General features: G+C 65.3%; 12 protein-coding genes, 2 tRNA genes and 1 pseudogene. 6 read left to right on the top strand and 9 right to left on the bottom strand.

Going from position 1 to position 13,231, the window contains the following annotated elements; all coding sequences use genetic code 11:
* Window positions 1–131 precede the first annotated feature (131 nt).
* The 4 genes from B5V02_RS13950 to B5V02_RS13935 are packed head-to-tail and all read left to right on the top strand — an operon-like array spanning window position 132 to window position 5,960.
* On the top strand, window positions 132–1,703 hold the full coding sequence (locus B5V02_RS13950; protein WP_111544742.1) for a phytoene desaturase family protein: 1,572 nt from the start codon (window positions 132–134) through the stop codon (window positions 1,701–1,703).
* Complete coding sequence (locus B5V02_RS13945) at window positions 1,703–2,185, top strand: MarR family winged helix-turn-helix transcriptional regulator (RefSeq protein ID WP_111544741.1); 483 nt, start codon at window positions 1,703–1,705, stop codon at window positions 2,183–2,185. The genes B5V02_RS13950 and B5V02_RS13945 overlap by 1 nt, the downstream gene beginning before the upstream one ends.
* A 45-nt stretch (window positions 2,186–2,230) precedes the next feature.
* Entirely contained in the window at window positions 2,231–4,384 is a 2,154-nt protein-coding gene (locus B5V02_RS13940; protein WP_111544740.1) for a thiamine pyrophosphate-dependent enzyme, read from the top strand.
* The gene (locus B5V02_RS13935; protein WP_111544739.1) at window positions 4,377–5,960 is read left to right on the top strand and encodes an indolepyruvate oxidoreductase subunit beta family protein; all 1,584 of its coding nucleotides are present in this window, start codon (window positions 4,377–4,379) and stop codon (window positions 5,958–5,960) included. Before B5V02_RS13940 ends, B5V02_RS13935 begins: the two co-directional genes overlap by 8 nt.
* Window positions 5,961–6,053: 93 nt before the next feature.
* Here the strand turns inward: B5V02_RS13935 and B5V02_RS13930 are convergent.
* The 7 genes and pseudogenes from B5V02_RS13930 to B5V02_RS13900 all read right to left on the bottom strand — a co-directional run.
* Window positions 6,054–6,811, bottom strand: a pseudogene (locus B5V02_RS13930) (DUF1501 domain-containing protein); the annotation flags it as partial.
* 100 nt (window positions 6,812–6,911) lie between these two features.
* On the bottom strand, window positions 6,912–7,199 hold the full coding sequence (locus B5V02_RS13925) for a GCG_CRPN prefix-to-repeats domain-containing protein (RefSeq protein ID WP_111545387.1): 288 nt from the start codon (window positions 7,197–7,199) through the stop codon (window positions 6,912–6,914).
* A 107-nt stretch (window positions 7,200–7,306) separates the two neighbouring features.
* Window positions 7,307–7,753, bottom strand: coding sequence for a periplasmic heavy metal sensor (locus tag B5V02_RS13920; RefSeq protein WP_245445912.1), 447 nt, complete (start codon window positions 7,751–7,753; stop codon window positions 7,307–7,309).
* A 2-nt stretch (window positions 7,754–7,755) separates the two neighbouring features.
* Window positions 7,756–8,208: a hypothetical protein gene (locus tag B5V02_RS13915; RefSeq protein WP_111545386.1), complete on the bottom strand. Its 453-nt coding sequence runs from the start codon at window positions 8,206–8,208 to the stop codon at window positions 7,756–7,758.
* 38 nt (window positions 8,209–8,246) lie between these two features.
* On the bottom strand, window positions 8,247–8,789 hold the full coding sequence (locus B5V02_RS13910) for an RNA polymerase sigma factor (RefSeq protein WP_111544737.1): 543 nt from the start codon (window positions 8,787–8,789) through the stop codon (window positions 8,247–8,249).
* 45 nt (window positions 8,790–8,834) lie between these two features.
* The gene (locus tag B5V02_RS13905; protein WP_111544736.1) at window positions 8,835–9,263 is read right to left on the bottom strand and encodes an EF-hand domain-containing protein; all 429 of its coding nucleotides are present in this window, start codon (window positions 9,261–9,263) and stop codon (window positions 8,835–8,837) included.
* 244 nt (window positions 9,264–9,507) lie between these two features.
* Entirely contained in the window at window positions 9,508–9,696 is a 189-nt protein-coding gene (locus tag B5V02_RS13900; protein WP_111544735.1) for a YodC family protein, read from the bottom strand.
* 174 nt (window positions 9,697–9,870) lie between these two features.
* On the opposite strand from B5V02_RS13900, the gene B5V02_RS13895 reads away from it, so the two are divergent.
* Window positions 9,871–9,946: transfer RNA gene (locus tag B5V02_RS13895), tRNA-Cys, on the top strand.
* A gap of 100 nt (window positions 9,947–10,046) precedes the next feature.
* Here the strand turns inward: B5V02_RS13895 and B5V02_RS13890 are convergent.
* Window positions 10,047–10,122 (bottom strand) — tRNA-Thr (locus B5V02_RS13890).
* Between the two features lie 332 nt (window positions 10,123–10,454).
* On the opposite strand from B5V02_RS13890, the gene B5V02_RS13885 reads away from it, so the two are divergent.
* Entirely contained in the window at window positions 10,455–11,600 is a 1,146-nt protein-coding gene (locus tag B5V02_RS13885) for a hypothetical protein (protein ID WP_167458490.1), read from the top strand.
* A gap of 26 nt (window positions 11,601–11,626) precedes the next feature.
* Here B5V02_RS13885 and B5V02_RS13880 read toward each other — a convergent pair whose 3' ends face one another.
* Window positions 11,627–13,228, bottom strand: coding sequence for a cisplatin damage response ATP-dependent DNA ligase (locus B5V02_RS13880; protein ID WP_111544733.1), 1,602 nt, complete (start codon window positions 13,226–13,228; stop codon window positions 11,627–11,629).
* Window positions 13,229–13,231 lie beyond the last annotated feature (3 nt).

The raw sequence follows: 13,231 nt of genomic DNA, 5'->3' as shown, positions 1-13,231 counted from the left end.
GGAGTGATGGTACGGCAACCGTGCAGTGGTGGCGCTCTACGGCGCCCCCCTCTGTCCTGCCAAGGGGGGCGCGAAGGAACGCAACCCTGCGCGATTGAATCTCATCTCCTGCCGGCGGAGAGCAAGTGTCGATGAACGCGCCCGATCACATCATCGTCGGCAGCGGCATCAACGCGCTGGTCTGCGCGGCGATGCTCGGCGGCAAGGGCGCGAAGGTGCTCGTGCTCGAGCGCAACGACCGCATTGGCGGCTGCATGCGCACCGAGGAGATCACCGCGCCCGGCTTCATCCATGATGTGATGGCGACGACCTTCGTGCTGTTCATCACCTCGCCGGCCTTTGCGGCACTGGGCGCCGACCTCGCCCGGCATGGGCTGGAGTTCTGCCACACCGGCACGCCGACCGGCGTGCTGCGGCCGGATGGCAGCCATGCCGTGCTCAGCACCGACCGCGCCGCCAATGTTACCTCCCTAAACGCCATCGCGGCCGGCGACGGCGACCGGCATGCAGATGATGTTGGTGGCATCGAACGCAATGCCGGCCTGCTGTTCGGCCTGCTCGGCGGCAGCCTGTGGTCCTATCCGACAGCGAGGCTGCTGGCTGGTGACGCCTGGCGGCGCGGCCCACGCGGCCTTGCCGCCTTCCTCGGCGAAGCGCTGGCGCCGGCGCGCGGCTGGCTCGAAAGCACCTACCAGTCCGAAACCATCCGTGCGCTGTGGGCGCCCTGGGTGCTGCATGCCGGCCTCGGACCCGAGGATGCCTTCTCCGGCCAGATCGCCAAGGTCATCGCCTTTGCGCTGGAGGCGGCCGGCGCACCAATCGTCAAGGGCGGGGCGAAGAACCTGCTCTCCGCCTTCGAGGCGCTCATCACCGAGCGCCGCGGCGTCATCTCCACCGAAGCGGACGTTGCCTCCATCATCCTGACCGGGGGCCGCGCCACCGGCGTGCGGCTGGCCTCGGGCGAAACCGTCAATGCGAAGAAGAGCGTCATCTGCTCGGTCACGCCGACGCAACTCTATGGCCGGCTGCTCGGCGCTGATGCTCTCAAAACCGATGTCGAGGCGACGCAGAAATACCGCTACGGCAAAGGCAATTTTCAGATCCACTACGCCCTGGACAAGCCGCCGGCATGGCGCGGCGAAGGCCTCGACAAGGTCGCGTTGCTGCACCTGACGCCGGGGCTGGATGGCGTGTCCAAAGCCTGCAACGAGGCGGCGCGCGGCATGCTGCCTGAAGTGCCGACCATCTGCGTCGGCCAGCCGCATGCGCTCGATCCCTCGCGCTGCCCGCAGGGCAAGGCCATCCTGTGGCTGCAACTGCCCGAGGCGCCCCGGCATATCAAGGGCGACGCAGCCGGCAAGCTGGGGACACCGGCGGACGGACAATGGACCGAGGCGCTACGTGAAGCCTATGCCGACCGCGCCGAGGCCATCCTCGCCAGCCATATCGACGGCTTCAAGGACAGCGTCATCGCGCGCCGTGCCTATTCGCCGGCCGATCTCGAAGCGATGAACATCAATCTGGTTGGCGGCGACCCTTATGGCGGCTCGTCGACCATCGACCAGTCGTTCCTGTGGCGGCCGTTCAAGACCAGCCGCAACCACCAGACCGGGATCAAGGGCCTCTACCATATCGGTGCCTCGACCCACCCGGGTGCGGGTCTGGGCGGCGGTTCCGGCTTTCTCCTGGCGGGGAGACTGTGATGGAACAGAAGGTTGCTGAAAAGCGCCAGCGCATTTCCACTTTGGGGCAGATCGGCCTGCAGCAATTCGCACCCTATCTGATGAACCGCATCATGGGCCGCTACAACGCCACCTTGCGCGACGATTTCCGCAAGCAAGGCCTGACCATTCCGCAGGTGCGGACGCTCGCCGTGCTGTCGGTCACCGACGGCATCACCGTCAACGACCTCTCGGTCTATACGGTGATCGAGCAGTCGACCTTGAGCCGGACGCTCGACACGCTGGAGGGCCAAGGCCTGGTGCGGCGCGAGCAGGGGGTCACCGACAGCCGCATCCGCCATGTCTTCCTGACCGACGATGGCCGCGCCGAGTTCACCCGCGCCTGGCCGGCCATGCATGACGCCTTCGAGGCGATGTTCGACGATATCGACGACGCCGAATATTCCGCGCTCATCGCCACGCTTTTGAAAATGCTGAAGAACATTCGCAAGCACGACATCTAGACCTACGCGCCGCCAGCGCCGGACGGCACCGGAAGGGAGAAAAAAATGGCCGAACGGTCTTTTGCCAAGGAAGTCGAAAAGCTGCGGCTCGGCGCCGGCGAGGAATTTGCCGGCGAAGGCATTCTCGCCATCACCAAGGCGCTGCTGCAATGCGGTGTCGGCTATGTCGGCGGCTATCAAGGCGCGCCGATCAGCCATCTGATGGACGTGCTGGCCGACGCGCAGGACATTCTGGGCGAGCTCGGCGTGCATTTCGAAGCCAGCGCTTCGGAAGCCACCGCCACCGCCATGCTGGCCGCATCGGTGCATTACCCGATCCGCGGCGCGGCGACCTTCAAGTCGACCGTCGGCACCAATGTCGCCTCCGATGCGCTCGCCAATCTGGCTTCGGGCGGCGTCACCGGCGGCGCGCTGATCATTGTCGGCGAGGATTACGGCGAGGGCTCCTCGATCATGCAGGAGCGCAGCCATGCCTTTGCCATGAAGAGCCAGGTCTGGCTGCTGGACCCGCGACCCAATTTGCCGTCGATCGTAAAGGCGGTGGAAGACGGTTTCGAACTGTCGGAGATTTCCAACACGCCGGTCATGTTGCAGGTTCGCATCCGCTGCTGCCATGTGCACGGTCATTTCATCGCCAAGGACAACAAGCGGCCGCCGATGACGGTGGCCGATGCGCTCGACGCGCCACGCCGCGACACCGGCCGCATCGTGCTGCCGCCCGCCTCCTTCCTGCATGAGAAGGAGAAGGTGCAGAAACGTTGGCCAGCGGCGGTGGATTTCATCCGTAAGAACAAGATCAACGAGATGTTCGGATCGGACCACGGCTCGGTCGGCATCGTCATGCAGGGCGGCATGTACAATTCGGTCATCCGCGCGCTGCAGCGCCTCGGCCTTGCCAACACCTATGGCGACACCGATGTGCCGCTCTATGTGCTCAATGCCGTCTATCCGCTGATTGACGACGAGTTCCTGTCCTTCTGCGAAGGCAAACAGTCGGTGCTGGTCGTCGAGGAAGGCCAGCCCAACTACATCGAGCAGGCCTTTGCTTCGATGCTGCACAAGGCCGGGCGCGGCACCAGGCTGGTCGGCAAGGAGCATCTGCCGATGGCCGGCGAATACACCGGCCAGGTCATGCTGGACGGCATCGGCGCCTTCCTGCGCGCCGAGGCGCCGCATCTGCTCCCGGGCGAGGTGCGCGCGCCCAACAAGGTCGGCGACGGCGTCGATACCGCCGACCTGATCAACGTCGTGCCGGGCCGTCCGCCGGGCTTCTGTATTGGTTGTCCCGAGCGGCCGATCTTTGCCGCCACCAAGCTGGTCGAGCAGGAACTCGGCAAGCACCACATCGCGTCCGACATCGGCTGCCATCTGTTCTCGATCATGCCGCCTTTCGAGCTCGGCGCCACCACCATGGGCTATGGGCTGGGTCCGGCGTCTGCCTCGGCCTTCAACTCGCCCGATGCCAAGCGCCGCTCTATCTCCTTCGTCGGTGATGGCGGTTTCTGGCACAACGGCCTGACCTCCTCGATCGGCAATGCGGTGTTCAACAAGAACGACGGCGTCATCGTCATCGTCGACAATTTTTACTCGGCCGCGACCGGCGGCCAGGACATTCTCTCGTCGCGCGCCGGCAACAAGACCAAGTCGACGAAGCATCCGATCACCGAGGCGGTGAAAGGCATGGGTGTCAAATGGCTGCGCCATGTCGACCGCACCTATGACGTGACCAAGATGCAGGACACGCTGCGCGAGGCGCTGACCACCGACGAGAAGGGGCCGAAGGTCATCGTCGCCTCGTCCGAATGTATGCTCAACCGGCAGCGCCGCGAAAAGCCGCTGGTCGACAAGGCGATCAAGGGCGGCGAGCGGGTGGTGAAGCCGAAGTTCGGCGTCGACGAGGACATCTGCACCGGCGACCATGCCTGCATGCGGCTGTCCGGTTGCCCCTCGTTGTCGGTCAAGTCGCTCGACGATCCGCTGCGCGACGATCCGGTGGCGCATATCGACCAGAGCTGCGTCGGCTGCGGCAATTGCGGCGAGGTCGCCGATGCGGCCGTGCTCTGCCCGTCCTTCTACCGTGCCGATGTCGTGCACAATCCGAGCCGCTGGGACCGCTTCCTCGAAGCCGCCCGCCGCGCCACCATCAGCCTGTTGCAGCGCCGCCGCGAAAGCCGGCGCCTGACCTTCGCCGATGCTTGACGCTGTCCCGCCATTTCGCCCCCGGGCCGGTGCTCACGACGACGAGCGCGTCATCAAGCTCGCCATACTGGCTGTCGGTGGCCAGGGCGGCGGCGTGCTGGCCGACTGGATCACCGACGTCGCCGAGCGCAATGGTTACGTCGCGCAATCGACTTCGGTCGCCGGCGTCGCCCAGCGCACCGGCGCCACCATCTACTATGTCGAGATGGCCCGCGACACCGGCCGGCTGCCGGTCTTCGCGCTGTCACCCTCGCAAGGCGATGTCGATATATTGATCGCGGCGGAACTGATGGAGGCAGGCCGCGCCATCATCCGCGGCTTCGTCACGCCCGAGCGCACCACGCTGATCGCTTCGTCGCACCGCATCGCCGCGGTGTCGGAGAAGATCGAACCGGGCGACGGCCGCGCGTCCTCCTCGAAAGTGCATGCGACGGCTGAGGCCGCATCGAAGCGTTTCATCGCTTTCGACATGGAGAAGATCGCCGCCGACAACGGCTCGATGATCTCGGCCAGCCTGCTCGGCGCGCTGGCCGGGTCCGACGCGCTGCCGTTCACGCGCGAGAGCTACGAACAGGCGATCGGCGCCGGTGGCCGCGGCGTCAAGGCCAGCCTCGCCGCCTTTGGCGCTGCGTTTGATCGCGCACGCGGCACGGCGGCCCCGGCGCCAAAGATTGCAGAGCCAGCGATTGTCGGACCTGCCCTGGGCGGCGCAGGACATGTGAGTGGGCCGCAAAACCTGCTGCAAGGCTGGCAGGCCCTGGCCACCCACATCAATGTGATGCCCGTGGCCGTCCGCGACATGGCACTCAGGGGCCTAAGAAAGGTGGTCGACTATCAGGACATCGCCTACGGGCGCGAATATCTCGACCGGCTGGACAAGGCCATCGCGCTGGACGGGCCGGATCGCGGATATGACCTGTCGGTCGCCGCCGCAAAGCATCTGGCCAACGCCATGTGCTATGACGACATGATCCGCGTCGCCGATCTGAAGACGCGCTCGACCCGCGACAGGCGGGTGCGCCGCGAGGTCGGTGTCAAGGATGGGTCGATCCTGCAGGTGACCGAATATTTCCATCCGCGCATCGAGGAATTCTGCGGCACTTTGCCGGCAACGCTTGGCAGCTATATCGAGAACCGGCCGAAGCTCGCCGCCTTTCTCGACCGCCGCATCAACCATGGCCGGCGCATCCGCACCGACAGTTTCGCCGGCTTTGCCGCTCTGTGGTTCATCGGCGGCTTGCGCCGCTGGCGCCGCGGCCTGCTGCGCCACAAAGTCGAGGTCGCCCATCTTGAGCGCTGGTACGCATTGGCGCTTGGCTACGTGCCGGCGGACTACGCGTTGGCCGTCGAAATTCTCAACTGCCGCCGGCTGATCAAGGGCTACAGCGACACCCATGTCCGCGCCCAGTCGAAATTCGACCGGGTGCTGTCGGCGCTCGAATTGGTCAAGGGCCGCACCGACGCCGCCGACTGGATCCGCCGTCTGCGCGAGATGGCACTGAAGGACGAGAAAGGCGACATGCTCGACGGCGCGCTGAAGACGGTGGCGACGCTGGGGCCGGATCCAATCACCTGAGATACCTAGCTGGCGGCGTCCGCGGATTGGAGCGGTGGTGCGGCCCTGCATGTGCGGACTGGTCTGCAGGATTGCCCGGCGCGCAACTGTACTTCAGGCGACGAGCCCCCGCATCGGTCTCACCGTGGCGGAATCGGGAAACACCTTGTCGCCGAGGGCCGCGGCCGAAAGGCCGAACTGATCGGCGAGCAGCCCCTTCAGCACTGCCCTGACATCGCTGGTCGGCGCCAGGTCGCGTTGTTCGTAGAGCTGAGCCGGCTTCAATCCCGGCCAGTCGGCGATGACGCGACCACCCTTGATCGCGCCGCCAGCCAGCAACACCACGGTGCCGGTGCCATGATCGGTGCCGACGGTGCCGTTGACCTGCGCCGTGCGTCCGAACTCGGTGATGGTGACGATCGCCGTGTCCTTCCAGCGCTCGCCCAGGCCCTCTCGAATTCCTCGAAGGCGCCGTCGAGGCCGCCGAGCAAGGTGGCGAGCCGGCCGGTCGCACCGCCTTCATTGACATGCGTGTCCCAGCCATCGAAGGCCAGGGCTGCAACGCGCGGCCCGTCATCGGCCGCGATCAGCCTGGCGGCGCCCTTTGCCGCTTGCCGCATCCCCGCCGCACTGTCGAGGCCGCCCTTCGGCTTCATTGTCTTGCCCATCTTGTCGTCCACGGCCATCCGGTCGGCGTCGAGCCCCTTTTGCAGGGCCGCGCCGGGCTCCGGCAGCGATTGCGGCGCCCAGCCAACCACAGGCGCTGCACCACGAATCACCAGTGGTGTCGATGGCCCGACGGCCAGCCCGCCAGGCGTCGCCACGCGGTCGCCCGGCGGCAGGCTCTCAAGCGCTCGATTGAGCCAGCCGGTGAGCCTCATGCGCCTGGCGCCTGAGGCTCGTTCGAGCCGTTTCGTGCCTATTCAACCGGGAGAGGAGGCCGGCACGGAGTGGCCGACCCCCAGCGCATTCCTACCAGTGATGCCAGCGGTGCCAGACATGGTGCCGATGCCAGGCATAGAAGGCCGGGCCATGCCGATAGGTGTAACGGGGGTAGACCACCACGCGGTTGGGCACGCAGCGTCCCCAGGGATTGGGATGCCAGCCCGGACCGCAGCCCCAGGCGACATGTTCGACCAGCACCGGCGCGGCTGCTCGATCAAGCGGCGCCATTGGCATCGCCGAGGATGCCGCAGCCGTCGCAACTGTTCCGGTCACGGCGAGAGCAGCGGTGAGCGCGTATTTTGTCAGAAGATTCATGGCCATACTCCGAAGTTTCCGATGTTGAAAACCTGTTCGCACTACATGGTCCGGCAGGTCCTGCCCTTCTCCTGTTAAACGGCGTCGTCGGCGGTTTCCGTCGGTCGTCACGGCGATTTTTTTGGCACCACCGACGGTTGCTGCCCGGCGCGTCTTGTGAGTCCTTCCGCCAGCACGCTGCGACCCTCGGCGGAGCTTGCCGCCGCGAACTCGACGATGCGCTGCTCCAGCCGCATGCGCACGGTGACGTCGGCATTGCGAGCCCGCTCCAGCGCCGCCGACAGGGCCGTCGTGTCCAGAACCGGCTGTTGTAGCAAATCTGCTGCCTCACGCCTGGCTTGCTGGCCGTCGAGAATGACCTGACGGGATTCACGGCGAACGTCGTGCAACGCCTTGCGGAACACCGTGCGGTCCTGCTCGGGAAGCCGGCCACCGGCCGCCTCCAGCGAGTAGCCTTGGCTTTTTCCGCTTCTTATCCAGACGGCCCCGCCGGCAAGCGCTCCGGCCAGGAAGACGTTGAGCACCACCGACGCGATGACAAGGTTTCGGCTCATGTTCATAGGTCTTCCCCGATCGCGTCGCGGTCCGGGCTGGCGTCGCCGAACGCCGTCGCATTGGCATCCAGCACATAGTGGTCCGGCTGGACCTCGGGCGTGACGATGCTCACCAGGGCCAATCCGGCGACAGCGCCGGCCAGACCAATGCCGGCAAGCCCCAGTCCCAGCCACCAGAACCGTTGACGCCGGCGTTGGACGAAGTGCCGGCCGGCGGCCTGCAGGATACTTCCATGCAGGGCCTTGTCAGGGGCGTCGACGCGATAGCTGTCCAGCCGGGCGTCAAGTGTGCCGGCATGCCGCAAAATGGCCTGGCCAGTCTCGCTCGGCGCAAAGATCGCGCCGGCCATCCGTTCGGCCTCCGGCCATCGCCGCAAGTCACCGCCATAGGCCGCTGCCAGCGCCGCAAAGCGCTTGGCATCCATTGCCGGTTCGTTCCTGGACCCTTCAGCCATGGTCTTCCCCTTGCCCATCGGTGCTGCTTGCCCGGTTCTCACTCATCGGCGCCATCCCTGGCCAGGATCGCCTGCAGCGATCGCCGGCCGCGCGAAAGCAGGCTCTCCAGGGCGTCGATGCTGATCTCCAGAGTCGCTGCCGCATCGATGTTGGACATCTCCTGGTAGTAGACCAAAATGATCGCTTCGCGCTGGCGCGGCGCTATGCCTTGCAGCGCCCGTTCGACCCGAACCGCGTCCTCTTGCGGGTGGGCATCGGGAAGTGCCGCAGGGTCGACCATTTCCGGCAGGTCGTCGGTCACCCATTCGCGCTTGCGGCGCAGCCGGTCGTAGCAGAGGTTCAGCGTCACCCGGTGGATCCAGCTGTCGAAGCGCGCATTGCCGCGCCGCCAGCGCGAGGCATGGCGCCAGATCCGCAAGAAGGCCTCCTGCGCGACATCCTCGGCCTCCGCCGCATCGCCGAGCATGCGCACGGCAAGCGCCAGGATGCGCGGCAGTTTGCGCGCGACGAGCGTCTGCACGGCTGCCGGATCGCCGGCGCCGACGCGGCGAACCAGCTCCTCGTCCGGATCGGCGCTCATCAGCCGGCGCACTCCCGATGTTCATCGCGCGTCATTGCCTCTTGGTCATTGCTCCTGCTTGGGAGCGGTTTTGTGGCTCGGCAGTTCGTCGGCCGTCAGGACGCCGTCGGCATTCTTGTCCAGCCTGGCGAAGCGCTTGGCAAAGAAGGCATCGAGTTCGGCGCGGTCGATGAACCCGTCATGGTTGGAATCGATACGCGCGAAGGATTTGGCGGGGTCGCCCTTGACGTTGCGCTTGGCCTGAAAGGCTTCCCATTCCAGCAGGCTTATCTTGCCGTCGCCGTCCGTGTCGGCAGCCATGATCGCCTTCTCGCGCCGCTTCTGGAATTTGGCCAGCGTGATGTCGGACCTGGCCTTTGGTGTGGCTGGCGCGGCAATCGGCGGCGTCGCGGAAGGGGGCTGCGTCGCTGTCTGGGCGAGAGCCGCAACGGCCAGCAGGCTCAAGGCAGCGGCAAGTATCGAACGGCGTATCATGCTATGGCGTCTCCGGTTGGCGCGTGGGCCACGGCTTGTGCCGAGGTTACGCTTCGACCGTTAAACGCCGCGACGACAGAAATCCGTCGGTCACGCGAATCCGTTTCGCGTGTGGCTGGACGTATTTCTTGGGCGCAAGGGTTCCGTCAGCGGCAGCAATGACGTGCCAAACCCGGCGCCTCACCGCTGGACGTGAACCGCGCAAATTTGTCGCCGGCTGAAGCGAAACCGCATCGGCAGGGACCTAGGCTGATTGGTCAGCCGCGACCAACTGGTCCGGCTTGAAGCCGGCATGTTGCGGGGTCCAGATGTCACCCTCACGGTTGAACCAATGGCACATAAATATGCCTGACGCCGCGCCGTCGCTTATTGTCATCTTCGGGCCTCCGGACTTCAGCATGACGACGTCTCCGGTCTTGAAATTGTTGGGCATTTTCGACCTCCCATTCTGAGGCTCCGAGTTTCACACCAAACCAGGGTCTCGACAATGGCAGATATGCTTCGGCCGGCATCGCAATCCTTTGATTGGCATGGTTCGCGGCGGTCCGATCAATCGCCTCAGCCCTAAACCTTTCCGTAAATATTTGGCCGCTACTTGGACAGCGATGGCCTCGTGGCGGAGCGGCTACGCTGGAGACTGCAAATCTCTGAAGCCTCGGTTCGATCTCGAGGCGAGGCCTCCATCCTCAGCTACCTGTCCGACAAGGCACTCAGCGGAGATCGTCGACAAGGAAGCGGAGAGGCCGTCCATTGACGGCGCCATTGATTGTTCCTTGGGGGAAATGGTGCCGCTTGCGTGACTCGAACACGCGACCCCCGCATTACGAATGCGGTGCTCTACCAACTGAGCTAAAGCGGCCCAGGAGGCCAGGGCCTCCAAGATGCGGGGGTGATAGACTCAACCGGCGGCGAATTCAAGATGCGACTTGGCAATTCATGCGAGGGTGCTATGCGGCCGTCGAAAGCCGTCCGCCGCGTTGCTCGCCAATCGGTTGCGAAGTCACGCTCGCACGGCTCGCATCCTCCCTGCGCATGAAAATCGACGAAACATGCTGATTTCGTTGCCGGAACAGCGCCGGAATGGACTTTGCACACCCTGACGAGGCAGAATGCGCCGCTCGCCCGTTGATTGATTGGTCGCCTGCGGCTAACGATCATGGCAAGGTTGGGCAAACGTGCAGAGGGACCCGCTTGGACGCGATCGAAAAAGCGATCCGGAACGCCTTCGAGAAAGGCAATGCCGAGGACCGTGCGTTCCGCGAGAGGGTCTATCGATCGGCTTTTGCCGCGCTCGACCGCGCGCTCCAGGCCAATCCCGACGTGACCGTGGAAGTCGCCATCAAGCGCCGCAAGGCGATACAGGCGAAAATCACCGAAATCGAATCCGAGTACCTGCCGGCGGTGCCGGATGTCGGCTCGCAGGGCGATGCACCGGCGGTCGAGCTTGGGGCCGACACTGCTCCGCCGGTTGAGACCGGCCAACCGGTGTCATCACCTGCCGTCGTCGTCGACGCGCCCGTGCAATCCGCCTCCGATGCGCCGCGCTCGCGTGTGCTGCCGATCGTTCCCGACATCATGCCGGACGCCGGCCTTCCCGGCGCGCCGGCCATCGACATGTCGGCTCCCGCCTCGGCCGGCGCGGCGACGGAAGTGGCGCCCGATCGCGATGAACGGCGCATAAGGGGGCGTCGCCTGCCGCTGACCGCCATCTTCCTGACCGTGACACTGCTTGCCGCTGTCGGCATCGGCCTGTTCTTCGCCGTGCAGACCGGCGTGTTCAAGACACAGGCACAGCTCGATACCGCTCCGCCCGAAGCGCCTCCGACCGTCGAAGGCGACGATTTCACACCGGCCGAAGGCGACACCGGCCCGGCAAAGCCCGGTGCCGCGGACCAGTCGCGCGACTGGATCAACGTGTTTTCGCCGACCGACGCGTCGCATGTCAGCGCCCCGTCGGATGCCAAGGCCGAGGTGATGAAGGACGACACCGGTTCGTTCCTGCGCATCCGTTCCGGCGCCTCCGGTTCGGCGATCAGCTTCGATGTCGGGCAAGGCGTGCTGGAGAAGCTCGCCGGCAAACATGCGGTGTTCGATATCATTGCCCGCTCCGAGGAAGGCAAGGAGACACAGATTTCCGTCGACTGCAATTTCGGCGAACTGGGCGACTGCGGCCGCAAGCGCTACGCGGTCGGCCAGCAGCAGAACGAATATCTGTTCGACGTGCCGTTTCCCAACAAGCACCCGGGCTCGGCCGGCACGATCGCCATCAACTCCGACTTCGACAAGCAAGGCAAGGCTGCGGACATCTACGAGATACGTGTCTCGGTCGAGCCGTAAGCGCATCTGGCATCGAAAAGAGTGAATTAGCGATCGAGCAGCGCCTGCAGCGTCTCGATACGGTCGGCCTCGTTGGCCGGCTTGTCCCAGCGCAGCCGTGAAATGCGGGGAAAGCGCATGGCGACGCCGGATTTGTGCCGGGTCGAGCGGTTGAGCCCTTCGAAGGCGACTTCCAGCACCAGGCCGTTGTCGCGATCGGCCCGCACCGAGCGCACCGGTCCGAAACGCTCGACCGTGTTGTCGCGGACATATTTGTCGATCTGCTTCAGCTCTTCGTCGGTGAAGCCGAAATAGGCCTTGCCGACCGGCACCAGTTCCTCCTCGCCTTCCCCGCCGGACCAGACGCCGAACGTATAGTCCGAGTAGAAGCTCGAGCGCTTGCCATGGCCGCGTTGGGCATACATCAGCACGGCATCCACCGTGTGCGGATCGCGCTTCCATTTGAACCAAGGGCCTTTCGGCCGGCCGGCGACATAGGGTGAATCCCAGCGCTTCAGCATGACACCCTCGATGATCGGATGTGGCGGCGCCCGGCGCAGTTCCTCCAGCGCCTGCCAGTCGGCGAAGTCGACGAATGGCGAAAGATCGAAACGGCTCGGGTCGAGCGTTCCGACAAAGGTTTCGAGACGGCCGCGCCGCTCGCGAAACGGCAGCGCGCGCAAATCCTCGTCGCCGATCTGCAGCACGTCGTAGCAGCGCATGAAGGCCGGGTATTGCTGCTGCAGCTTCGGCGTCACCGTCTTGCGGTTCAGCCTTTGCTGCAGGTCCGAGAAGGTGCCCGTCGCCTGCCGGGGATCACCGACCAGCAGTTCGCCATCCAGCGTTGCGGAAAAATCCATGGCACCGGCGAGGTCAGGAAAGGCGCCGGAGACATCGTCGCCGGTGCGCGAATAGAGCCGGCGGATACCGCCTTCGGCGACCGCCTGGACACGGATGCCGTCCCATTTCCACTCGGCTGCATAGTCCGCGGGGTCGAGCTTTTCGAGATCGCCGTCGCCGACCGGGTTCGACAGCATGACCGGGCGAAACAAGGCCATCGCCGAATTCCTGGGCTTTTCGGCCTTGCCTTCCAGCCAGGCGAACAGCGCCGTGTAAGGCGGCGACAGCCCATGCCAAAGCTCCTCGATCTCGGTGACATCGACCTTGCCGAAATCCGCCAGCGCCTGTTTGGCCAGCCGCGCCGACACGCCGATGCGCAGGCCGCCGGTGACCAGCTTGATGATGGCAAAGCGCGCCGAGATGCCGGCGCTGTCGAGCAGCCCCGCCAGCACCTTCGGCCCGTCGGAGCGGCTTGCCGCCTGCAGCTTGGCGACGACCTCGCCAAGCGTCGGCTCACGGTTCGGGATGTTTCCGGGCGTTTGCGGCCAGACCAGCGACACTGTTTCGGCGAGATCGCCGACATAGTCGTAGGAATAGCCGAACAGCACCGGGTCCATGCGCTCGGTGACCAGGGTGCGCAGCATCGCCGGCTTGACCGCGGCTATGTTGAGATCGCCGGTGATGGCAGCCAGCGCCAGGCCACGGTCGGGATCCCCTACGCTGCGGAAATAGTCGGTCAGCAAGGTCAGCTTGCCGTTGCGCGACGGCGTCAGCACCAGGCGGTCGAGAAGTTCGGCGAAGCGGTTCATGCC

It is taken from the genome of Mesorhizobium kowhaii, assembly GCF_003253745.1.
GTDB classification, from domain to species: domain Bacteria; phylum Pseudomonadota; class Alphaproteobacteria; order Rhizobiales; family Rhizobiaceae; genus Mesorhizobium; species Mesorhizobium kowhaii.
This window is presented reverse-complemented; position numbering and strand designations above follow the sequence as displayed.

Excerpts from the sequence above, each read along its gene's own strand:
- B5V02_RS13940 (WP_111544740.1), top strand. The coding sequence starts at position 2,231 with ATGGCCGAACGGTCTTTTGCCAAGGAAGTCGAAAAGCTGCGGCTCGGC.
- B5V02_RS13915 (WP_111545386.1), bottom strand. The coding sequence starts at position 8,208 with ATGGCTGAAGGGTCCAGGAACGAACCGGCAATGGATGCCAAGCGCTTT.
- B5V02_RS13945 (WP_111544741.1), top strand. The coding sequence starts at position 1,703 with ATGGAACAGAAGGTTGCTGAAAAGCGCCAGCGCATTTCCACTTTGGGG.
- B5V02_RS13905 (WP_111544736.1), bottom strand. The coding sequence starts at position 9,263 with ATGATACGCCGTTCGATACTTGCCGCTGCCTTGAGCCTGCTGGCCGTT.
- B5V02_RS13880 (WP_111544733.1), bottom strand. The coding sequence starts at position 13,228 with ATGAACCGCTTCGCCGAACTTCTCGACCGCCTGGTGCTGACGCCGTCG.
- B5V02_RS13935 (WP_111544739.1), top strand. The coding sequence starts at position 4,377 with ATGCTTGACGCTGTCCCGCCATTTCGCCCCCGGGCCGGTGCTCACGAC.
- B5V02_RS13950 (WP_111544742.1), top strand. The coding sequence starts at position 132 with ATGAACGCGCCCGATCACATCATCGTCGGCAGCGGCATCAACGCGCTG.
- B5V02_RS13925 (WP_111545387.1), bottom strand. The coding sequence starts at position 7,199 with ATGAATCTTCTGACAAAATACGCGCTCACCGCTGCTCTCGCCGTGACC.
- B5V02_RS13900 (WP_111544735.1), bottom strand. The coding sequence starts at position 9,696 with ATGCCCAACAATTTCAAGACCGGAGACGTCGTCATGCTGAAGTCCGGA.
- B5V02_RS13920 (WP_245445912.1), bottom strand. The coding sequence starts at position 7,753 with ATGAGCCGAAACCTTGTCATCGCGTCGGTGGTGCTCAACGTCTTCCTG.
- B5V02_RS13910 (WP_111544737.1), bottom strand. The coding sequence starts at position 8,789 with ATGAGCGCCGATCCGGACGAGGAGCTGGTTCGCCGCGTCGGCGCCGGC.